Source organism: Leifsonia sp. Root227 (assembly GCF_001428745.1).
Taxonomy (GTDB): Bacteria; Actinomycetota; Actinomycetes; order Actinomycetales; family Microbacteriaceae; genus Leifsonia.
On record NZ_LMIO01000002.1, the window covers coordinates 750,876 to 772,722 of the forward strand.

Sequence of the window (21,847 nt, forward strand, 5' to 3'; positions counted from 1 at the left end):
CCTAGGCTAATGCAGTGCCAACCCGTCTTCGTGTGCAGCAGTTCGACGGGCGACCGGACGTTGCCGACGCCTTCGTCGCGCTGTTCGCCGGCGCTCCGGACGCGGTGTGGCTGGATGCGGGACCGGACGCAGAGGACGGCAGGAGCATCATCGCCACCGGCACGGTCGTGGCCGCATCGTCTCTGGCCGACGGCAGCGTGCGCGTGAGTGACGGCGACACCAGCACGCAGAGGCAGGGCACGATGCTCGCGTTCCTGCGCGCCGACCTCGCAGCGCGCGAGCGTATCGCCGCTCGCACCCCCGAGCCGTCGTTCGCGCTCGGCTGGGTGGGCTGGCTGGGCTACGAGTCAGGGGCAGAGGCGCTCGGATTGCCGGTGTCGATCGATGACGGACCGGCGGCGGCGATGCTGTTCGCCGACCGCGCGGTGGTCTTCGACCACGGCGCAGGGACGGTCGAGCTGCTGGTGCTCGATGGCGAATCCGCTCCCTCGTCTGCCGACGCGGCCGACGCCTGGCTCGCCGCCACCGCAGCTCGCCTCCACGCCGCGGACGGAGCAGCTGCGGCCTACGTTGCCGCGCATCCCCTGCCCGTAGCCGCTCCCGCCACCTGGCGGCACGACGACGACGCATACCTCGCGATGATCCGCTCCTGCCAGGAGTCCATCTGCGCGGGCGACGCGTACCAGCTCTGCCTCACCAACCGTGCAGACGCCGCCTCCGCCGCCGACCCGCTCGCCGTCCACTTACGCCTCCGGGCGGCGAGCCCTGCGCACCACGCCGGATTCCTCCGCATCGCAGGCACAACGCTGGTGAGCTCGTCGCCCGAGCAGTTCCTCGCCGTCACCGCCTCCGGCAGCATCCGCAGCAAGCCGATCAAGGGAACGCGCCCGCGCGGCGCGACGGTCTCCGCCGACCTCGCGCTCCGCGCCGAGCTGGAGGCCAGCGAGAAGGAGCGCGCGGAGAACGTGATGATCGTCGACCTGATGCGCAACGACATCGGACGAGTGAGCGAGGTCGGCTCCGTCGGCGTGCGGCACCTGCTCGCCGTCGAGAGCTACGCTCAGGTGCACCAGCTCGTCAGCACGGTCGAGGGCCGCCTGCGCGACGGGCTCGGCGCCGTCGACGCGATCGAAGCGTGCTTCCCTGCCGGGTCGATGACCGGTGCGCCGAAGCTCAGCGCCATGCGCATCCTGTCCGGGCTCGAACGCGGGCCGCGCGGCGTGTACTCGGGATGCTTCGGCTACCTCGGGCTCGACGGCGCCGCCGACCTCGCCATGGTCATCCGGAGCATCGTCTACCGCGACGGCGGGGTCGCCATCGGCGCGGGCGGAGGGATCACCGCGCTGTCCGTCCCGGAGGAGGAGCTGGAGGAGGTCCGCATCAAAGCGAGGGCGCTGTTCGCCGCCGCAGGGCTGTTCGCAGCGGGCGCACAGGAGCAGGGGAACGGATCGCAGCACGGCAACGTTTAGTAGTGTGGATGTTCGGGCGGACGCCGCCCGGAGACTTCCCGACCGCATCCACTCGATTCGCGGTCAGCACCTTCAAGAATGAGAGTCACGTGGCACACGAGCACGATTCAGCGAACGCGCCGGCCGAGGGCGCGCACTACGACTTCGCCGCCATCCAGGACAAGTGGCTTCCGGTCTGGGACGACCTGAAGCCGTTCGCCACGGACGACCCGACGGACACCCGTCCGCGCAAGTACGTGCTCGACATGTTCCCGTACCCGTCCGGCGACCTGCACATGGGGCACGCCGAGGCGTACGCGCTCGGCGACGTCATCGCACGCTACTGGCGTCAGCAGGGCTTCAACGTGCTGCACCCCATCGGCTGGGACTCGTTCGGCCTGCCGGCGGAGAACGCGGCGATCAAGCGCGGCCTCGACCCGAACGGGTGGACCAACGACAACATCGCGCAGCAGAAGGCCAGCATGCGCCGCTACGCGCCCAGCTTCGACTGGGACCGCGTGCTGCAGACCAGCGACCCCGCGTACTACCGCTGGAACCAGTGGCTGTTCCTGAAGCTGTACGAAAAGGGCCTGGCGTACCGCAAGGCATCCCAGGTCAACTGGTGCCCGTTCGACCAGACCGTGCTGGCCAACGAGCAGGTCGTCGGCGGCCGCTGCGAGCGCTGCGACAACCTGGTCACCAAGAAGAAGCTCACCCAGTGGTACTTCCGCATCACCGACTACGCGGACCGCCTGCTGGACGACCTGAATCAGCTCGAGGGCGCCTGGCCGTCCAAGGTGCTGTCGATGCAGCGCAACTGGATCGGCCGTTCGACCGGCGCGGACGTCCAGTTCGCGATCGAGGGGCGCGACGAGCCGGTGACCGTCTACACCACGCGCCCTGACACGCTGTACGGCGCGACCTTCATGGTCGTCGCTCCGGACTCCGACCTGGCGGCAGAGCTGGTCCAGGATGCACGCCCAGAGGTCGCCAAGCGGTTCAACGACTACCTGGATGCGGTGCGCGGCACCACCGAGATGGACCGCCTGAGCACCGAGCGCGAGAAGACCGGCGTGTTCCTGGAGCGCCACGCGATCAACCCGCTGACCGGCGAGAAGCTGCCGATCTGGGCAGCCGACTACGTGCTGGCCGACTACGGTCACGGCGCGATCATGGCCGTGCCTGCGCACGACCAGCGCGACCTGGACTTCGCCCGCGCGTTCGACCTGCCCGTGCGCGTCGTGGTCGACACCAACCAGCCGGTCACCGGCGCCATCCCCGTCATCCACACGGACCCGGAGACGGGCGAGCCGATCCTGCCGGACGACCTGCCGCTGCAGAACCCATCCGAGACGGGCGTCGCCCTCACCGGAGAAGGTCGCCTGATCAACTCCGGCCCGTTCGACGGACTGAGCAAGTCTAACGCGATCCGTCGCGTCACGGAGGCGCTGCAGGCGAGCGCGCTCGGCACGCCTGCCAAGAACTTCCGGCTGCGCGACTGGCTGATCTCCCGCCAGCGCTACTGGGGCACTCCCATCCCGATCATCCACTGCGAGACCTGCGGAGAGGTGCCGGTTCCCGAGGCGGACCTGCCCGTGCTGCTGCCTCCGGCCGAGGGCCTGGACCTGCAGCCGAAGGGCACCAGCCCGCTTGGCGCAGCATCGGAGTGGGTCAACGTGGCGTGCCCGAACTGCGGTGCTCCTGCGAAGCGGGACACCGACACGATGGACACCTTCGTCGACAGCTCCTGGTACTTCCTGCGCTTCCTGTCCGCCCGCGACGACACGCAGGCGTTCGACCCGGCAGAGGCCGAGAAGTGGGCGCCTGTCGACCAGTACGTCGGCGGCGTGACCCACGCCATCCTGCACCTGCTGTACTCCCGGTTCATCACGAAGGTGCTGTTCGACCAGGGCTACCTGAGCTTCACCGAGCCGTTCACGGCCCTGCTGAACCAGGGCATGGTGCTGATGGACGGCTCCGCGATGAGCAAGTCCCGCGGCAACCTGGTGAAGCTGTCCGACCAGCTCGACGAGCACGGCGTGGACGCTGTGCGCCTCACCATGTCGTTCGCCGGGCCGCCGGAGGACGACATCGACTGGGCGGACGTCTCCCCGTCAGGGAGCGCCAAGTTCCTCGCCCGCGCCTGGCGTGTGGCGCACGACGTGACCAGCACGCCGGATGCGGTCTGGAAGAACGGCGACACGGCCCTGCGCCGCGTCACCCACCGCTTCCTCGCCGACGGCCCCGGACTGGTCGAGGCGTTCAAGTTCAACGTGGTCGTCGCACGTCTGATGGAACTGGTGAACGCCACCCGCAAGACCATCGACAGCGGTGCGGGGCCGGCCGACCCTGCGGTGCGCGAGGCGGCCGAGGTCACGGCGATGGCCCTCAACCTGTTCGCGCCGTACGCGGCGGAGGACATGTGGTCGCTGCTCGGCTACGAGCCGGCGGTCGCGCTGGCGCAGTGGCGCAAGCCGGACCCGACGCTGCTGATCGAGGAGTCCGTCACGGCGGTGATCCAGGTCGACGGCAAGGTCCGCGACCGCCTGGAGGTCTCGCCGAAGATCTCGACCGACGAGCTGGAGGCGCTCGGACGCGCGTCGGAGGCGGTCATCCGCTCGGTCGGCGACCGCGAGATCGTGAACGTGATCGTGCGTGCACCTCGCCTGGTGAACATCGCGACGAAGCCGCGCGGCTAGCGAGTCTTCGCCTCGACATTCGACGGCCGCTCTCCACAGGAGGGCGGCCGTCGCCGCTGTCCACGAGTTTGCGGATGCGCCACTCCGGCGCTGCGGGCGTTCCTAGCGTTGGGGGATGCGAGAACGGGAGCAGGACGTGGCGGGCGGGGTGGGTGCCGCGGAGCCGGATGACGCGGCGAGCGCCTGGACGGGCTACAGCGAACCCGGCCCAGGGGCCCTGAGCGAAGCGCCGCCCCGTTCGCGGCGGGTGCGATTGGGGATCGGCGCAGCGGTGGTGCTTCTGCTCGGTGCGCTCGTCGTCTCCATCGTGGTGTCCGCTCTCGGGCAGCGCGGCGCAACGTCCATCGTGGCGCCCGAGTCGACGTCGCTCCGTTCCCCGACGCCCGTCGCTTCGTCATCGGGCGGCAGCGACGAGGTGCTCGTCCACGTCCTCGGAGCGGTGAGCGTCCCCGGGCTGGTCTCCCTCGCCTCCGGTGCCAGGGTGATGGACGCTATCGCCGCTGCGGGTGGCCTCGCCGACGACGCCGACCTCAGCGGTGTGAATCTCGCGCGCCCCGTCTCGGACGGTGAACAGCTCTCCGTCCCGCGCGTCGGAGAAGTGGTCCTTCCTCCCGCCGCGGCGGGCACGGCTGGCGCCGCGGCGGCCGCCCGCGCGCCGTCCGCGACCGTGAACCTCAACACCGCGACCCAGGCCGACCTCGAAACCCTCCCTCGTATCGGCCCGACGCTCGCCGCCCGCATCCTGGACTGGCGCACCACCAACGGCCGGTTCACCGCAGCCACCGAGCTGCTCGCCGTGACCGGCATCGGCCAGAAACTCTTCGACGGCCTGAAAGACCATGTCACGATATGACCCCCGATCTTCGCCTCGTCGCCCCCGCCGTGTCGCTCTGGCTCGCGGCCGCGCTGACCATCGGACTCCTCGATCTGGCACGCCCGTTGGCCGTGGTGTGGTGGCTGCTCGCGGCGGCGGCCCTCACGGCGGCGTTCCTGCTCCGGCGGCGTGGGCGACGCGGTCCCGGCGGGGGTGGGCGAGCCCCGAGGCGCGCCGAGCGCACCCGCTCCACACCCGTGCTCGCGGCGACCACCGCCAGTGTGTGCCTCGCCGCCGTCGCGCTCGTCACAAGCACGATCGCAGCTCAGGCCCCTGGACGGAACCCTCCCGAGCTCGTAACGGCCGCCTCGAACGGGACTCAGGTCACCGCCACCGTGCGCACTCAGACCACGCCGCAGGCGATGTCTCCGGGGTTCGACGGCTCCGTCCGCTGGCGCTGGCGAGGCACCACGGAGTCGGTCCTCGTGGGCCGGGAGCACACAGGGGCTCCCGGCACCGCCGCAGGCGGGGAGAGCGAGGCGGCCCTAGGCACCGCCGCGGGTTCGCCGCGCGTTGGGGCCGAATCACCCACCGCAATTGCAGCGTCCGCCCCCGTCACGATCGTCGCGACCCTGGCCGAAGAATCTGCCCGTCCGCCCGCCTTCGGCACCCTCCTCCGCGTTACCGGCACCATCACCCGTAACCCCGCGGGCGAGAAGACCAGCTTCACCATCTCCGCCGACAGCCCGATCATGCGCCTGGAGGACCCTCCGTGGTGGCTCGCCTGGACCGACCAGGTCCGCGAGCGCTTCGCCGCGTCCGCCGCGACCATTCCCGGCGACGGCGGCGCGCTTCTTCCCGGACTCGCCATCGGCGACGAGAGGGCCGTCCCGTCAGTCCTGGACGACGCGATGAAGACGAGTTCCCTCAGCCATCTCACGGCGGTCTCCGGCGCCAACTGCGCTCTCGTCACGGCGGCGGCCTTCTTCGTCAGCGCTCGCGTCGGCCTCGGCAGGCGCAGCAGGGTGGCCGTCGCGCTTCTCGCCCTCGCTGCGTTCGTCGCACTCGTCACGCCGGGCGCGAGCGTGATCCGTGCGGCCACGATGGCCGTCGTCGTCCTCTTCGGCATCGCTCGGGGCAGACCGTCGCGTGGCCTGCCGCTCCTCGCCATCGCCGTCATCGTGCTGCTCGTTCATGATCCGTGGCTTGCGAGGGACTACGGCTTCGCGCTCTCGGTGCTCGCCACCGGTGGGCTGGTGGTCCTGGCTGGACCGCTCACGCGCATCCTGAGCCGGTGGCTGCCGAGAGGGCTCGCGCTGGCCGTCGCCGTGCCACTCGCCGCCCAGCTCGCGTGCCAGCCCGTGCTGATCATGCTTACGCCGACCCTCCCGCTCTACGGCGTGGTCGCCAACCTACTGGCCGGTCCCGCCGCGCCGGTCGCCACCCTGTTCGGCTGTCTCGCGTGCCTCGCCCTACCGTTCATCCCTGGTCTCGGGCACGCATTGGTGTGGGCTGCCTGGCTGCCATCCGCCTGGATCGCCCAGGTCGCCACGACCACGAGCGGGCTCCCTGGAAGCGCTCTGCCCTGGGCGGACGGCCTCGTCGGCGTGGTGCTGTGCGCCGCCGCGCTGGCGGCCGTCGCCGTGCTGGTGCTCACGCGCAGCCGTGTCGGCCGCGGGGTTCTCGCCACCGCGGCTGCGTCCTCCCTGGCTCTCGGAGCGTCCGGCTATCTCGGGATGCTCGGGGGCGGCTCGATCGGCCGGCTGACCGCGCTGCCGAACGCGTGGCAGATCGCCGCCTGCGATGTCGGGCAGGGCGATGCGCTCCTCATCCGCGACGCTGGCCAGGTCGCGATGATCGACGTCGGACGCCACCCCGACCTCGCCGCCGCCTGCCTCGACAGGCTCGGCATCGCGCGCATCGACCTCCTCGTGCTCACCCACTTCGACGTCGACCACGTCGGCGGCCTCTCCGCTCTCGACGGCCGGGTCGCGCGCGCGATCGTGGGTGAGCCCGGCCGCGACCTCGACCGCCACGCCATCGACAGCCTGCGACGATCCGGCGCGCAACTCGACCAGGGTTTCGCGGGCATGGGCGGGATGCTCGGCGCGCTCCGCTGGCGCATCCTCTGGCCTCCCGTGCCGCTGGAGGGGGTCTCGGCGCTGACCGGTAACCCCGGCAGCATCGTCGTCGCCGTCGACGGTCGAGGCATCCGCTCCCTTTTCCTCGGTGACCTCGGCGAAGACACACAGAGTTCCCTGCTTGGCGCGGGGGTCGTCGATCAGGTGGACGTGGTCAAGGTCGCCCACCACGGCTCCGCCGACCAGAGTGAACGCCTCTACTCCAGGCTGAACGCAGCCCTCGCCCTCGTGTCCGTCGGCCGCGACAACGGCTACGGCCACCCGACCCCCTCCGCGCTCGGGATGCTCGCCACAGCAGGCGCGGCTGTCGCCCGCACCGACACCTCCGGACTTCTCCTCGTCTCGCCCGGTCCCGAGCCAGGCACCCTCGAACTCTGGACAGAGCGGCGGGAGCCCGCCGATGCGGCCGCGGGCACCTCTGCCACCGCGTCCATCGCCTCCCGACCGGCCTCCCGTGACGGTGGCCGCCCGTACACTGGAACGGACCGAGGAGGAACGTGGCGGCACGAGGCGGCAGCAGGGCGAGCGCGAGCAAGGGACGGGCGCCGAGCGCCGTCATCCCGCAGCTCGCCTGGAATCAGATCAGGACGGCGCCCGTCGTCCTCGTCTCCGGCACGGAGGGGTTCCTCGCCGACCGGTCCATCCGGATGCTGCGCGACACCCTCAAAGCGGAGGACCCGAGCCTCGAGATCAGCGACATCAACGCTGGCGACTACGCGCCGGGGGAGCTGCTCACTCTCGCGAGCCCCTCCCTGTTCGGCGAGCCGCGACTGATCAGGGTCGATGCCGTCGAGAAGTGCAACGACTCCTTCCTGAGCGACATGCTCGACTACCTGACAGGCACAGCGGACGGCACCGTCGTCGTGCTAAGGCACGGAGGCGGGGTGCGCGGCAAGAAGCTGCTCGACACCATCCGCGCTGGAACAGGCGGCGGCATCGAGGTGGTCTGCACAGAGCTCAAGAAGGACGCTGACAAGTACGACTTCGCTCAGGCCGAGTTCAGGAGCGCCGGCAAGAAGATCACAGCGGGCGCGCTGCGAGCGGTCACCTCGGCGTTCGCCGACGACCTCGCCGAGCTCGCGGCGGCATGCCAGCAGCTCATCTCGGACACCGCAGCGGAGGTCACGGAGGCGACCGTCGACAAGTACTACGGCGGAAGGGTCGAGACGAACGCGTTCCACGTCGCAGACGCCGCGATCGCGGGCCGCTACGGCGAGGCCCTGGTGACGATGCGCCACGCCTTGGCGTCGGGCGCCGACCCCGTTCCGATGGTCGCCGCGTTCGCCAGCAAGGTCCGCACGATGGCCAAGCTGTCCGGCGCCCGCGGCGGCTCCGGCCAGCTGGCGCAACAGTTCGGGCTCGCCCCATGGCAGGTGGACCGCGCCAAGCGCGACCTCCAAGGCTGGACGGAAGACGGGCTCGGACGCTGCATCGAGGTCCTCGCCGAAACCGACGCGAACGTCAAGGGCGGCGGCCGCGACCCCGTCTTCGCCCTCGAGCGCATGATCCGCATCGTGAGCGCCCGCGGCCGAGGAGCGTAACCTCCCGCACACGCGAAAAGCCCCCGTCCGGAGACGGGGGCTCTTCGCTGCCGGATCTGGTCCGGGATGCTGGTGCTGCTTAGAGAGCTGCGACCTGCTTGGCGATCGCCGACTTCTTGTTGGCGGCCTGGTTCTTGTGGATGACGCCCTTGCTGGCCGCCTTGTCGAGCTTCTTGCCTGCGAGCTTCAGCGCCGAAGTCGCCTTGTCCTTGTCGCCTGCTGCGACGGCCTCGCGGGTTGCGCGAACGGCGGTCTTGACCTCGCTCTTGACAGCCTTGTTGCGCTCCTGCGCCTTCTTGTTGGTGCCGATGCGCTTGATCTGCGACTTGATGTTTGCCACGTGGTTACTTTCGTTAGAAGTGAGTTTCGGATGAGCCGCTCAGCGAGAGAGGGCGCCTTGCGGCAGTCGTGCGGACGAACCCACACGCAAGCCAACAAACAACTTTACCAGTGCGCCGCCTCAGCGCCAAACCGGACCGGGGATGCGCCTGGCCTGGTCAGGCAGGCGGCGCATCCCCGGAGTCGCGCGCCCGCACGCGCCGCTTCGACGAGTCGGCGACTACTCCGCAGCGACCGCCTGCGGCGCGTACGAACCGCTCGCGATCTCCTCGAGCAGTGTCGGGCCGTTCGGCTCCCAGCCGAGGTCGATGCGCGCCTTGCTCCCGCGGGCCTGCTGATCGAGCAGCAGCGCGTCGGCGAACGCCGCGCCGAGGCGGTCACGGCTGTCCTCCGCGCTCTCCTCCTGCACGCCGCCGACCACGCCAGCGGCAGCGGCCGCTGCCTCGCCGAGCTCCCGCACCGTCGGGTTCTGTCCGCTGGCGCCCAGGTACACCGCGCCTGCGTCGCCGTTCTCGAACGCGAGCACATACAGGGCGGCGAGATCGTCCACGTGCACCGTCGTCCAGTGCTGCGTGCCGTCGCCGACCAGACGGATCGCAGGAGACACCCCCGTGCCGCGCGGCGCATCCACGATCACTGTCGGGATTCCCGTGCCGCGTCCGTAGACCACCGCGGGAACGACGACGGCCGTGCGAACGCCTTCGGCCGCGAGGACGATCGCCTCGGTCGCTCCGCGCCACGCTGTGAGCGCAGGCGGTGCGGAGGGGGAGTCCTCGACGATGTCGGCGTTCGAGCCGTACGTCCAGATCCCGCCGGTGTGCACGAACGACTTGCCGCTGCCGGCGAGGCCGGTCAGCACGGCCTTCACGAAGCCGGGGTCGACGTCCTTCGCCGATGCCAGGTGGATGACGCCGTCGCTGTCGCGCGCCGCCCGCTCGACCAGTTCGCTGTCCGTCGCGTCGCCGATGAGCGCGGTCGCGCCCGCCGCCTCGACCTGCGCCGCCTTCGCCTCGTCGCGGACCAGCGCGGTGACGCTGTGCCCTTCCTCGATGAGGCGGGGGAGGACGGATGATCCGATGAAGCCGGTCGCGCCGGTCAGAAGAATGCTCATGCAGACCACAATCGCGCATCCACCCGATCCATTCCCGCCATGCGCCGGCCGCGCACCCGCACGCACCCGCACGCATCCGCCGGTCACCCCGGGCGTAGGCTCGAATCCATGACCACAACCTCTTCTGTCGCCATCGTCAACGCATATATCGTCCCGGTCGCCGGTGACCCGATCGAGAACGGCACCGTCCTCATCCAGGACGGGAAGATCGCCGCCGTCGGCGCCGACATCAGTGTTCCGGACGGCGTCGAGACCGTGGATGCTGCAGGTAAGTGGGTGCTCCCCGGCTTCATCGAGTCGCACGGCCACGTCGGCATCCACGAGGAGGCGAACGGCCCTGCGGGTGACGACACCAACGAGATGACCACCCCGAACACCGCGGCCGTCCGCGCCATCGACGCCATCAACATCGACGACGAGGGCTTCAGGGACGCCCTCTCCGGCGGTGTCACCTCGATCGTGGTCAAGCCGGGCTCCGGCAACCCGATCGGCGGTCAGACCGTCGCCATCAAGTCGTGGGGCGGCCGCACCATCGACGAGCAGGTGCTGCGGGAGGCCGTCAGTGTGAAGTCCGCGCTGGGCGAGAACCCGAAGCGCGTCTACGGCGGAAAGAACGTCACCCCGAGCACGCGGCTGGGCGTCGCCATGATCATCCGCGAGGCGTTCGTGGATGCGCAGAACTACCGTGCCCAGCGCGACGATGCGCAGAAGGAGGGCAAGCCGTTCGCCCGCGACCTCGGCAAGGAGACGCTGGTGCGCGTGCTCGACGGCGAGCTCGCCTGGGATCAGCACACCCACCGCCACGACGACATCGCCACCGCGATCCGACTCGCCGACGAGTTCGGCTACCGCCTGGTGATCAACCACGGCACGGAGGCCCACAAGATCGCCGACGTGATCGCCGAGCGTGACATCCCGGTCATCTTCGGCCCGATGTTCACCTCGCGGTCGAAGGTGGAGCTGCGGGACCGCGCGATCGGCAACCTCGCGAAGATCGCCGCCGCAGGCGTCCGCGTGGCCATCACGACCGATCACCCCGTCGTGCCGATCAACTTCCTCGTGCACCAGGCATCGCTCGCGGTGAAGGAGGGCCTGCCGCGCGAGACGGCTCTGGAGGCGCTGACGGTCAACCCTGCGGCGTTCCTGCAGCTCGACGACAGGGTCGGCTCGCTCACCCCCGGCCTCGACGGCGACGTCGTGATCTGGTCGGGCGACCCGCTCGACGTCAACTCCCGGGCCGAGCGCGTCTTCATCGACGGCGCCGAGGTCTACCGCTGGGAGAACGGCGCTGGCATCGTCGTGGAGCGCGCGGAACGCTTCGCCTGACGCCCGGCCCACCCCGGCCCACCCCGGCCCACCCCGGCCAGCCACTCGTGTCGAAACGCCGTGCGCGCCCAGTGCCGCACGGCGTTTCGCGACGAGTCGTCGGAGCTGACGCTGCCTCGAATAGGAGACGCGCCCGTTGCCGTGGGAGAATCGCAGCACAATGTCACCACGAGCTCTGAAGGCCCTCGAGCCCGCCGCGACCGATCCGGCGTTCATCCGCAACTTCTGCATCATCGCCCACATCGACCACGGCAAGTCCACCCTGGCCGACAGGATGCTGCAGATCACCGGCGTCGTCGCCGAGCGCGACATGCGCGCGCAGTACCTGGACCGAATGGACATCGAGCGTGAGCGCGGCATCACGATCAAGAGCCAGGCCGTCCGGATGCCCTGGGCGGACGACGACGGCCAGGCGTTCACCCTGAACATGATCGACACCCCCGGTCACGTGGACTTCACCTACGAGGTGTCCCGCTCTCTCGCCGCGTGCGAGGGCGCGATCCTGCTGGTCGATGCCGCTCAGGGCATCGAGGCGCAGACACTCGCGAACCTGTATCTCGCGCTCGAGAACGACCTCACGATCATCCCGGTGCTGAACAAGATCGACCTGCCGGCCGCCGACCCTGACAAGTACGCCGCCGAACTCGCCAGTCTCATCGGCGGCAAGCCGGAGGATGTCCTGCGCGTCTCCGGCAAGACCGGCATCGGCGTCGACGCGCTGCTCGACAGGGTCGTCGACCTCATCCCCGCGCCCGTCGGCGTCAAGGACGCCCCTGCGCGCGCCATGATCTTCGACTCCGTCTACGACAGCTACCGCGGCGTCGTCACCTACGTGCGCATGATCGACGGCACGCTGTCGCCGCGCGAGCGCATCCAGATGATGTCGACACGGGCGACGCACGAGATCCTCGAGATCGGCGTCTCCGCCCCGGAGCCCACACCGTCGAAGGGGCTGGGCGTCGGCGAGGTCGGCTACCTGATCACGGGTGTGAAGGACGTGCGCCAGTCCAAGGTCGGCGACACCGTGACATCGGCTGCCAAACCGGCGACGGATGCGCTCCCTGGATACACAGAGCCGAAGCCGATGGTCTTCTCCGGCCTGTACCCGATCGACGGCAGCGACTACCCGGAACTGCGCGAAGCGCTCGACAAGCTCAAGCTGTCGGATGCGGCCCTCGTCTACGAGCCCGAGACCTCCGTCGCCCTCGGCTTCGGTTTCCGCTGCGGCTTCCTCGGTCTGCTGCACCTGGAGATCGTCACCGAGCGCCTGGAGCGCGAGTTCGGCCTCGACCTCATCACCACGGCGCCCAGCGTGATCTACGAGGTGACCACCGAGGACAAGAAGGTCATCACGGTCACCAACCCGAGCGAGTTCCCCGGCGGCAAGATCGCCAAGGTCGAGGAGCCGATGGTGAAGGCCGCGATCCTCGCGCCGAAGGACTACGTCGGCGTCATCATGGAGCTCTGCCAGAGCCGCCGCGGCTCGCTCCTCGGCATGGAGTACCTCGGCGAGGACCGTGTCGAGATCCGCTACACGATGCCCCTCGGCGAGATCGTCTTCGACTTCTTCGACCAGCTCAAGAGCCGCACCGCCGGCTACGCCTCCCTCGACTACGAACCCACCGGCCAGCAGGAGGCCGACCTGGTGAAGGTCGACATCCTCCTCCAGGGCGAGCAGGTGGATGCGTTCAGCGCGATCGTCCACCGCGACAAGGCGTACGCGTACGGCGTCCTGATGACCGGCCGTCTGCGCGAGCTGATCCCGCGTCAGCAGTTCGAGGTCCCCATCCAGGCGGCCATCGGTGCGCGCATCATCGCCCGCGAGAGCATCCGCGCGATGCGCAAGGACGTGCTGGCGAAGTGCTACGGCGGCGACATCACCCGCAAGCGCAAGCTCCTCGAGAAGCAGAAGGAGGGCAAGAAGCGCATGAAGATGGTCGGCCGCGTGGAAGTCCCCCAGGAGGCGTTCATCGCCGCCCTGTCCGGCGACGTGGAGAAGAAGGACAAGAAGTAGGCTCGGTGTCCGGTTCTCTGATGGGCCGCGACGGTCGTCGGCAGCGCGAAACCCCGCCGGCGCCCCTTCGCGTCGCTGTGGCGCTCCTCCTGCTGGTCGGCCTCGTCATCGCCGTGCAGTTCATCGTGACATTTGCGACCCATGACTGGCAGGACTTCGCGGCTCGTGCGTCGCACACCCTGGAGGCGAAGGGTGTCTTCGAGGTCAGGATTCCCGCCATGGTGGGGACGACCGTCGCGCTCGGGGTGGGGTTGATGCTCGTCGCGTTGGTGATTTCCGAGCTTCCCGTGCTCTGCGGCTGGTTGGTGTTCCGCGGTCGGGTGTGGGCGCGTATTCTGCTGACTGTTCTCGTCGGTCTCACAGCCATACTGTCCCTCACCGAACCTTCCCCGACTTTGGCGCTTGACGCCGCAAGCATCGCCGCGACGGTGCTGCTCTGGCTGCCGAGCTCGAGCGCGTTCATCCATGCGGAACACGCGCGACGTAAGGTGCGCGCGGGCCGCGGCGCATCGGATGCGAAGTCGCTCGCCCGCCCGGACTGAACGACACGCACTCCGCACGCGTTCTGCGCCGCTGCGTACTGGTCGTGTCGATTCGGCTTGTTCACCGCGGCAGCTCGTGGGATGACGGGCAGCGCGACGCGCGCTCATTACCTCACGCCCTCACCCGCCCCATTTCCTCCCGCGTGGCGCGCGCCAAGTAGAGTTGTCGTCTGGCTCCACCCGTTGGAGACTGGGCACACAGAGTGAGGAAGAGAAGTAGCACCAATGCGTCGCTCAACGTTCACCGATCAGCCCGTCACCTACGGTGCGGTCGGTGGCACGCAGGCTCCCGACCTGCTCTACTACCCGCCGAAGGGCTACAAGTCGTTCATCCGTCAGGCGCGGATCGGCAGCGGGGAGGAGCGGTTCGCATCCACGGTCACCGCCCTGATGACGTGGGGGGTGCAGCGGGGGAGCGGCATCAAGGTCACCGAGACGCATGAGGGCACCGGCGTTCAGTACGAGGGCGTCGTGTTCAACCCGGACGGCACCCCGGCGAAGATGCAGGAACACCGGCCGTCGGAGGCGATCTTCGCGGACGACGGGTCGCCGTACATCGCCAACGGCATGACCGCCGTGCTGAAGATCCCGTTCTGGCCGGTCCACGTGTCTGCGCCCGTCCGTGTCGTCTACGTCATCGACGAGCAGCATCGCGCCGGGTTCGCGTACGGCACCCTGCACGGCCACCCGGAGTCCGGCGAGGAGGCGTTCCTGGTCGAGCTGCGCGACGACGGGTCCGTGTGGTTCGTGCTGCGCGCGTTCTATCGGCCGTCGACCGCGTTCTACCGGCTCGTGTCGCCGATTCTGCGACTCGCCCAGCGTCATTACACCGCGAAGTACCTGCGGTCGCTGCTTCCCGCCAGGGCGGCCTGAGGTGCCGAGCGCTCTTCCTCTCGGCGACCCTGCTCCCGCAGACGGCCTCCTGCCAACCTCCGTACTCGACGGCGTCGCCGAGCGCGCGTTCGGCGTGTACCTGCACGTTCCGTTCTGCCGGGTGCGCTGCGGATACTGCGACTTCAACACGTACACCGCGACCGAACTGCGCGGCGTCTCGCAGTCCGAGTACGCCGGCCACGCCCAGCGGGAGGTCGATTTCGCCGCCAGCGCACTGGAGCAGAGCGGGCTTCCCGCCAGGGAGGCGTCCACCGTGTTCTTCGGTGGAGGAACGCCGACGATGCTTCCCGCCTCGGATCTGGCCGGGATGCTCGCCGCCGTCCGGGATGCGTGGGGGCTCGCATCCGGCGCCGAGGTCACCACAGAGGCCAACCCGGACTCCGTCGACGCCGCCTACCTGCGCAGCCTCGCCGACGCCGGGTTCACCCGGGTGTCGTTCGGGATGCAGTCCGCCGTGCCGCACGTGCTGGCGACGCTGGAGCGCACCCACGACCCTGAGCGCGTGCCGCTGGTGGTGGAGTGGGCCAGGGATGCAGGGCTTCAGGTGAGCCTCGACCTCATCTACGGCACGCCCGGCGAGTCGCTGGAGGACTGGGAGCGGTCGCTGGGGTCCGCGATCGCCTGCCGCCCCGATCACCTCTCGGCGTACTCGCTGATCGTGGAGACCGGGACCAAGCTGGCCAGGCAGATCAAGTCCGGTCAGGTCGCGGAACCGGACGAGGACCTGCAGGCCGACATGTACGAGCTGGCGGATGCGCGCCTCGCCGACGCCGGATACGGCTGGTACGAGGTCAGCAACTGGGCGCGCGACGACGACCACCGGTCGCGGCACAACCTCGCGTACTGGCAGGGACACGACTGGTGGGGCGTCGGACCCGGCGCGCACAGCCACGTCGGCGGGGTCCGCTGGTGGAACGTGAAGCATCCTGCCGCATACGCCGGCCGAGTGCAGGCGGGGGAGTCGCCCGCTGCCGGCCGCGAGACCCTGGATGCGGAGACGAGGCGGGTCGAGCGCGTGCTGCTGCTCACGCGCATCAGGGACGGCATCGCCACCGCCGAGCTCGACCAGCACGGACGCACGGCCGTCGCCGGGCTCATCGCCGACGGGCTGGTGGATGCGCGTGCAGCGCTCCGCGGGACGATCGAGCTGACGCTCTCCGGCCGCCTCCTGGCCGACGCCGTCGTCCGCCGCCTGCTCGACGACTGACCGCATCCCGAGCAGCCGGGAACGCGCACCCCGAAACGACGAACGCCCCGGCTCGGAACAGAGGTCCTGAGGCGGGGCGTTCGTGGCGCGTGGTGCTAGCTGACGAACTTGATCGCCACCGGGTACACGTAGTACTGACCCTGGTTGGCCTTGATCGCGGCGATGATGCTGAAGACGATGTTCAACACAGCGGCCGCGGCGATGATGATCACGCCGACGAACACGATCGACAGGATGCCGCCGACGATGTACGCAATGAAGATCGTGATCTGGAAGTTCAGAGCGGTCGCGGTGTGCGCGCGGACGAACGGTCCCTTGTCCTTGAGGACGAGGTAGCCGACGAGGGCCGGGATCCAGTTGAAGATGATGCCACCGATGTGGACCAGCGTCGCCCAGAGCTTCTCATCCGAGGGGCTGAGCTGCTGGGACTGGCCTCCGTACGGTGCGCTGGGCGGCGGCGGGGGCGTTGCGGACATTGTTCTCTCCTTGGCTTCGCCCGCTGGGGGCGGACGGGGTCGTGGACGGGATCGTCAGCCATAACAGTAGGGCAAACGTGCCGAAACTGGGAAGACGCCGAGAGACACGGAGTCTCTCGGCGTCTTCGACGCAGCGGAACGGGCTACTTGATGAAGCGGAAGTTCACCGGGTAGCGGTATGTGCCGCCTCCGTTGACCTTGACGAAGCCGAGGATCGAGAAGATCAGGTTGACGACGTAGAGGATCCACGGGATGAGCAGCCCGAAGATCAGCCAGCCGAAGCCGGTGAACGCCAGCACGGCGCCGACGATCTGGGAGGCGACCCAGACGATGATCCAGGTGATCTGCCAGTTGAGCGCTTCCTTGGACTCCTGGTTGGTCAGCTGCCCGCGGTCCTTGAACACGAGGAAGATGATCAGCGACGGCAGGATCCAGAGGATGCCGCCGAGGTGGGCGAACGATGCCCACTGCTTGTCCTGCGTGGGGTCGAGCGGTGCGGCGGGCGCCGCGTACGGCTGGCCGGGCTGCTGACCGTACGGCTGGCCTGGCTGCTGGCCGTATGGCTGGCCCGGCTGTTGCGGCGGCTGCTGACCGTACGGCTGCTGCGGAGGCACCTGCCCGCCGTACGGCTGCTGCGGCGCCTGCGGCGGCACCTGGCCTGTCGGCTGCTGCGGGGGTACGTTCGGCTGTTGCGGTGGGACGCCGCCGCCTGCCGGATCGACCGGCGGTTGGTTCGGGTCACTCATGGTCGGAGCCTTTCGTTCGCGGATCGTACGAATCGAACCTGTGCGCATACCGTACTGCCGCCGCTCGCGGTGGGGCAATGGTCGCGTGGGCGTGTCAGCGCGTTATGATTAGCACTCAGGTTCAGCGAGTGCTAAGGGTCTTCGGGAGGCGGGTCGGATGGTTTCTGAGCGGAGCCTCGAAGTGCTGCGTGTCATCGTGCAGGACTACGTCGCCTCGCGGGAGCCGGTCGGTTCCAAGAGCATCGTCGAGCGCCACTCCTTCGGCGTCTCCGCCGCGACCATCCGCAACGACATGGCCGCTCTCGAAGAGGAAGACCTGATCGCCGCCCCGCACACCTCGTCCGGTCGTGTGCCGACGGACAAGGGCTACCGCCTGTTCGTCGACCACCTCGCCGAGGTGCGTCCGCTCAGTCAGGCGCAGCGCCAGGCCATCGAGGTGTTCCTCGGTGAGTCGGCCGACCTGGACGACGTTCTCGCGCGCACCGTCCGGATGCTCTCCCAGCTCACCAACCAGGTCGCCCTCGTGCAGTACCCGTCGGTGTCGCGGTCGCGCATCCGGCACATCGAGCTGGTCACGCTGGCTCCGCGGAGGCTGCTCAGCGTTCTGATCACCGACACCGGCGCCGTCGAGCAGCGCACCATCGAACTCGCGGCGGAGCTGTCCGACGAGGACGTCGCGGAGATCCGGGGCGCCATCAACGGCGCTGCGGCCGGCCTTCCGCTCGCCGACGCCGCCGCCAGGCTCGCCCAGCTCCCTCATGCGCTCACCGAGCGCACCCAGGCGCTGGTCGCTCCCGTCGCCTCCGCCCTGATGGAGCAGATCGCTGCCAACCGTCAGGACAAGCTCGTGATGGCGGGCGCCGCGAACCTGGTGCGCACGGAGCACGATTTCTCCGGGAGCATCTACCCCGTCCTCGAAGCCATCGAGGAGCAGGTGGTGCTGCTGAAGCTGTTCGGTGAGATGGCGGGCGATCAGCACGGGGTGGCGGTGAGCATCGGCCGCGAGAACGCGTCGTTCGGGCTCGCGGAGACCTCCGTGCTGTCGAGCGGCTACACCGCATCCGGGTCGGAGCTGGCGCGTCTCGGCGTGCTCGGCCCGCTCCGCATGGACTATTCGAGCAACATGGCCGCCGTGCGAGCGGTGGCCCGCTACCTCTCCCGCCTGCTCGGCGAATAAGACAACGAACACGAAGGATAAGCCGTCTGTGGCCGACCACTACGAAGTTTTGGGCGTTGAGCGCAACGCCACCCCCGACGAGATCAAGAAGGCGTACCGTCGCCTCGCCCGTGAGCTGCACCCGGATGTGAACCCGTCCGCCGAGGCGTCAGAACGCTTCAAGCTGGTGACCCACGCGTACGACGTGCTCAGCGACCCGCAGCAGCGTGAGCAGTACGACCTCGGGCCGCAGGCCGGATTCGGCGGGGGAGGCCAGAACTTCGGCGGCTTCGGCGACATCTTCGAGACCTTCTTCGGCGGTGGCGGCCAGTCCCGCGGCCCCAAGTCGCGTCGCGAGCGCGGCCAGGACGCCCTGCTGCGCGTGGAGGTGGACCTCGACGAGGTCATCTTCGGCACGCACCGCGACCTCGAGGTGGACACGGCCGTCGTCTGCGAGACCTGCAACGGCTCGTGCTGCCAGCCGGGAACCGCGCCGGTCACCTGCGACATCTGCCACGGCACCGGCAGCATCCAGCGGTCGGTCCGCTCGCTGCTCGGCAACGTGATGACCTCGACGCCGTGCGGCACCTGCCGCGGCTACGGCACCGTCATCGCCACCCCGTGCGTCACCTGCCAGGGCCAGGGCCGCGTGCGCGCCCGTCGCACAGTCCCCGTCGACATCCCCGCCGGCGTCGACACCGGCCTGCGCCTGCAGATGCCGGGCAGCGGTGAGGCCGGCCCCGCCGGCGGCCCGAACGGCGACCTGTACCTCGAGATCAAGGTGAAGCACCACGACGTGTTCAGCCGTGACGGCGACGACCTGCTCTGCACGCTCGAAGTGGCGATGACGGATGCGATCCTCGGTACGACCGCAACGGTGAAGGCGCTCGACGGCGACATCAAGCTGGAGCTGAAGGCTGGCATCCAGAGCGCGGACATCATCACGGTGAAGGACCGCGGCATCACGCACCTGCGCGGCAACGGCCGCGGCGACCTGCGGGTGGGTATCCAGGTGGTCACCCCGACCAAGCTCGACCACAAGGAGCGCGAGCTGATCAAGCAGTTCGCCGCGACCCACAAGCAGGACGACCCGTCGCTCGCGCGGTTCCAGCAGGGGCTGTTCGCGAAGCTGCGCGACCGCTTCCTGAACGTCTGACCTTGCGATGAGCTCCCTCTACCTGCGCGAAGACCTGGCCGACGCCGCGGTCGGCGAACGCCTGTCGATCACGGGGTCAGAGGCGAAGCACGCTGCGACGGTGAACCGCACGCGGCCGGGCCAGACCGTGATGATCGGCAACGGCCGCGGTCTGGTTGCGAGCGGCGAGGTTGTCGAGGCGACGAACACCGCACTCACCATCGACGTGGCCGACGTGCAGCGCGTCGAGCGTCACGCGCCGGCGATCACGCTCGTGCAGGCGCTCGCCAAGGGCGACCGCGACGAGCTCGCGATCCAGGCGGCCACCGAGCTCGGGGTGGATGCGGTTGTCCCGTGGGCCGCGAGCCGTTCCGTCTCCCGGTGGGAGGGCCAGAAGGTCGCCAAGGGCCGCGAGCGCTGGGCGACCATCGTGCGCGAGGCGGCGAAGCAGTCGATCCGCGCCTGGGTGCCGGAGGTCGGCGAGCTGGCCACGACCACGCAGGTCGCCGCGCTGTGCGCAGATGCGCGCGTGCTGGTGCTCGAGCCGGACGCCGAGGCGAAGCTGACCGACGCAGTGCGCGAGGCCGCCCTGGATGGCCGCCCCCTCGTGCTCGTGGTCGGCCCGGAGGGCGGCATCGCTCCGTCCGAGCTCGACGCGTTCCGCGACGCAGGGGCAGAGCTCGTGCGCCTGGGCGCGACAGTGCTGCGCACGTCGACCGCCGGGCCGGCAGCTCTGGCGGTGCTGAACGCATCCAGCGGTCGCTGGTAGACGGCGCGCTTAAGATGGGAACCATGGAAACCGAGCAGCCCTCGATCTTCACGCGCATCATCGCGCGGGAGATCCCGGCCGACATCGTCTACGACGGCGAGCGCATCATCGCGTTCCGCGACATCGCGCCCAAGGCGCCCGTGCACCTGCTGGTGGTGCCGAAGACGCAGCAGTATCGCGACGTCGTGGAGCTCGCCGCGGGCGACCCGGCGCTGCTCGCCGAGCTGGTCGCGACGGCGAAACGACTCGCCGAGGAACACGCGGACGGCGATTTCCGTTTGATCTTCAACACAGGGGCGAATGCGGGACAGACCGTGTTCCATGTTCATGCCCACGTTCTGAGCGGAGAGCTCGAGGAAGGAAGCCTTGCCGACTAGCGAATCAACGCCTGCAGCGGGAGAACCGGAAGCCACGGCAGCGGCTGCCACGGAATCGGCGGCCGCGTCCGAGGCGCGCCTGCACGTCGACGGCGTGCAGATGGTGCGGCTGCTCGGCCCGCAAGACCGCCTGCTCACCACTCTGGAGCGGCAGTACCCGCAGGTCAGCGTCCATGTGCGCGGCAACGAGATCTCACTCACCGGTGACCCGGCACAGGTGGATGCTGCGCGCCGCCTGATCGAGGAACTGCTGCTGATGGTGCGCAACGGCCAGGAGATCAGCCCTGCCGAGGTGACGAGTTCGGCCAAGATGCTCGACACCGGCCTCGGCCTGAGTCCGTCGGATGTGCTGAGCCAGGCGATCCTCACCGCCCGCGGCAAGGCGATCCGGCCGAAGACGCTCGGCCAGAAGCAGTACGTCGACGCCATCGACCACAACACGATCGTCTTCGGCATCGGCCCGGCAGGTACGGGAAAGACCTACCTCGCGATGGCGAAGGCCGTGCAGGCCCTGCAGCGCAAAGAGGTCAACCGGATCATCCTGACGCGCCCGGCCGTGGAAGCGGGGGAGCGGCTCGGTTACCTGCCAGGCACGCTCACCGACAAGATCGACCCGTACCTGCGTCCGCTCTACGACGCCCTCAACGAGATGATGGATCCGGACATCGTGCCCAAGCTGCTCGCAGCGGGCACGATCGAGGTCGCACCGCTGGCGTACATGCGCGGGCGCACTCTCAACGACTCGTTCATCGTGCTCGACGAGGCGCAGAACACCACGCCAGAGCAGATGAAGATGTTCCTCACCAGGCTCGGCTTCGGCTCGCGGATGGTCGTCACCGGCGACATCACGCAGGTCGACCTGCCGACCGCGGCGAGCGGTCTGCGCCTGGTCACGCGTGTGCTCAAGGACATCGACGACATCTACTTCGCGCGGCTCACCAGCGACGACGTCGTCCGGCACACGCTGGTCGGCCGCATCGTGGACGCGTACACCGAGTACGACGCGCAGAAGCAGGCGCTGCACTACGAGCGCGAGCAGGCGGCGGAGTTCGCCAACCGCGCTGAGCGCCGTTCCTCCGTCCCGCGCGACCGCTTCCCGAAACGACGTTAGG

At 69.3% G+C, this 21,847-nt stretch carries 18 protein-coding genes and 1 pseudogene; 15 read left to right on the forward strand and 4 right to left on the reverse strand.

Annotation, left to right across the window (positions count from 1 at the left end):
* Nucleotides 1-14: 14 nt before the first annotated feature.
* The 5 genes and pseudogenes from pabB to holA all read left to right on the forward strand — a co-directional run bounded on the left by pabB (nucleotide 15) and on the right by holA (nucleotide 8,643).
* Complete coding sequence (pabB, locus tag ASE16_RS08465; protein ID WP_055893586.1) at nucleotides 15-1,469, forward strand: aminodeoxychorismate synthase component I; 1,455 nt, start codon at nucleotides 15-17, stop codon at nucleotides 1,467-1,469.
* Nucleotides 1,470-1,558: 89 nt separating this feature from the next.
* On the forward strand, nucleotides 1,559-4,147 hold the full coding sequence (gene leuS, locus ASE16_RS08470; protein ID WP_055894443.1) for a leucine--tRNA ligase: 2,589 nt from the start codon (nucleotides 1,559-1,561) through the stop codon (nucleotides 4,145-4,147).
* 115 nt (nucleotides 4,148-4,262) lie between these two features.
* Nucleotides 4,263-5,000, forward strand: a complete 738-nt coding sequence (locus ASE16_RS08475) for a helix-hairpin-helix domain-containing protein (RefSeq protein WP_082581318.1) — start codon at nucleotides 4,263-4,265, stop codon at nucleotides 4,998-5,000.
* 713 nt (nucleotides 5,001-5,713) lie between these two features.
* Nucleotides 5,714-6,937: pseudogene (locus tag ASE16_RS20365) on the forward strand (ComEC/Rec2 family competence protein); the annotation flags it as partial.
* 662 nt (nucleotides 6,938-7,599) lie between these two features.
* A complete protein-coding gene (gene holA / locus ASE16_RS08480) occupies nucleotides 7,600-8,643 on the forward strand; it encodes a DNA polymerase III subunit delta (protein WP_055893588.1) in 1,044 nt (347 codons plus the stop codon).
* 79 nt (nucleotides 8,644-8,722) lie between these two features.
* On the opposite strand, the gene rpsT is transcribed toward holA, so the two are convergent.
* Nucleotides 8,723-8,983 carry a 30S ribosomal protein S20 gene (gene rpsT, locus ASE16_RS08485; RefSeq protein WP_055893591.1) on the reverse strand — a complete coding sequence of 87 codons (261 nt, stop codon included), beginning with the start codon at nucleotides 8,981-8,983 and terminating at the stop codon, nucleotides 8,723-8,725.
* 219 nt (nucleotides 8,984-9,202) lie between these two features.
* On the reverse strand, nucleotides 9,203-10,093 hold the full coding sequence (locus tag ASE16_RS08490) for an NAD-dependent epimerase/dehydratase family protein (RefSeq protein WP_055893596.1): 891 nt from the start codon (nucleotides 10,091-10,093) through the stop codon (nucleotides 9,203-9,205).
* 108 nt (nucleotides 10,094-10,201) lie between these two features.
* Here ASE16_RS08490 and ASE16_RS08495 point away from each other — a divergent pair, with 108 nt between their 5' ends.
* The 5 genes from ASE16_RS08495 (at nucleotide 10,202) to hemW (ending at nucleotide 16,076) form a co-directional block, all read left to right on the forward strand.
* Nucleotides 10,202-11,419, forward strand: a complete 1,218-nt coding sequence (locus tag ASE16_RS08495) for an amidohydrolase (RefSeq protein ID WP_055893599.1) — start codon at nucleotides 10,202-10,204, stop codon at nucleotides 11,417-11,419.
* 160 nt (nucleotides 11,420-11,579) lie between these two features.
* The gene (lepA, locus tag ASE16_RS08500) at nucleotides 11,580-13,433 is read left to right on the forward strand and encodes a translation elongation factor 4 (RefSeq protein WP_055893601.1); all 1,854 of its coding nucleotides are present in this window, start codon (nucleotides 11,580-11,582) and stop codon (nucleotides 13,431-13,433) included.
* A 5-nt stretch (nucleotides 13,434-13,438) separates the two neighbouring features.
* The gene (locus ASE16_RS08505; protein WP_157480221.1) at nucleotides 13,439-13,975 is read left to right on the forward strand and encodes a hypothetical protein; all 537 of its coding nucleotides are present in this window, start codon (nucleotides 13,439-13,441) and stop codon (nucleotides 13,973-13,975) included.
* Between the two features lie 225 nt (nucleotides 13,976-14,200).
* Nucleotides 14,201-14,848, forward strand: coding sequence for a DUF1990 family protein (locus ASE16_RS08510; RefSeq protein ID WP_055893606.1), 648 nt, complete (start codon nucleotides 14,201-14,203; stop codon nucleotides 14,846-14,848).
* A 1-nt stretch (nucleotide 14,849) separates the two neighbouring features.
* Nucleotides 14,850-16,076 (forward strand): radical SAM family heme chaperone HemW, encoded by a 1,227-nt coding sequence (hemW, locus tag ASE16_RS08515; protein WP_055893608.1) that lies wholly within the window; start codon nucleotides 14,850-14,852, stop codon nucleotides 16,074-16,076.
* Nucleotides 16,077-16,171: 95 nt separating this feature from the next.
* On the opposite strand, the gene ASE16_RS08520 is transcribed toward hemW, so the two are convergent.
* The gene (locus ASE16_RS08520) at nucleotides 16,172-16,552 is read right to left on the reverse strand and encodes a DUF4870 domain-containing protein (protein ID WP_055893610.1); all 381 of its coding nucleotides are present in this window, start codon (nucleotides 16,550-16,552) and stop codon (nucleotides 16,172-16,174) included.
* A 143-nt stretch (nucleotides 16,553-16,695) separates the two neighbouring features.
* Nucleotides 16,696-17,298, reverse strand: coding sequence for a DUF4870 domain-containing protein (locus ASE16_RS08525; RefSeq protein ID WP_055893612.1), 603 nt, complete (start codon nucleotides 17,296-17,298; stop codon nucleotides 16,696-16,698).
* 157 nt (nucleotides 17,299-17,455) lie between these two features.
* Here ASE16_RS08525 and hrcA point away from each other — a divergent pair, with 157 nt between their 5' ends.
* From hrcA to ASE16_RS08550, 5 genes are read left to right on the forward strand one after another with little or no spacing between them, the layout of a single operon-like run.
* Nucleotides 17,456-18,475, forward strand: coding sequence for a heat-inducible transcriptional repressor HrcA (gene hrcA / locus ASE16_RS08530; protein WP_055893616.1), 1,020 nt, complete (start codon nucleotides 17,456-17,458; stop codon nucleotides 18,473-18,475).
* Between the two features lie 28 nt (nucleotides 18,476-18,503).
* Nucleotides 18,504-19,610: a molecular chaperone DnaJ gene (dnaJ, locus tag ASE16_RS08535; protein WP_055893619.1), complete on the forward strand. Its 1,107-nt coding sequence runs from the start codon at nucleotides 18,504-18,506 to the stop codon at nucleotides 19,608-19,610.
* A gap of 7 nt (nucleotides 19,611-19,617) precedes the next feature.
* On the forward strand, nucleotides 19,618-20,358 hold the full coding sequence (locus ASE16_RS08540; protein ID WP_055893623.1) for a 16S rRNA (uracil(1498)-N(3))-methyltransferase: 741 nt from the start codon (nucleotides 19,618-19,620) through the stop codon (nucleotides 20,356-20,358).
* Between the two features lie 23 nt (nucleotides 20,359-20,381).
* Complete coding sequence (locus ASE16_RS08545) at nucleotides 20,382-20,735, forward strand: histidine triad nucleotide-binding protein (protein ID WP_055893626.1); 354 nt, start codon at nucleotides 20,382-20,384, stop codon at nucleotides 20,733-20,735.
* Nucleotides 20,725-21,846, forward strand: coding sequence for a PhoH family protein (locus ASE16_RS08550; protein ID WP_402849735.1), 1,122 nt, complete (start codon nucleotides 20,725-20,727; stop codon nucleotides 21,844-21,846). The genes ASE16_RS08545 and ASE16_RS08550 overlap by 11 nt, the downstream gene beginning before the upstream one ends.
* Nucleotide 21,847 lies beyond the last annotated feature (1 nt).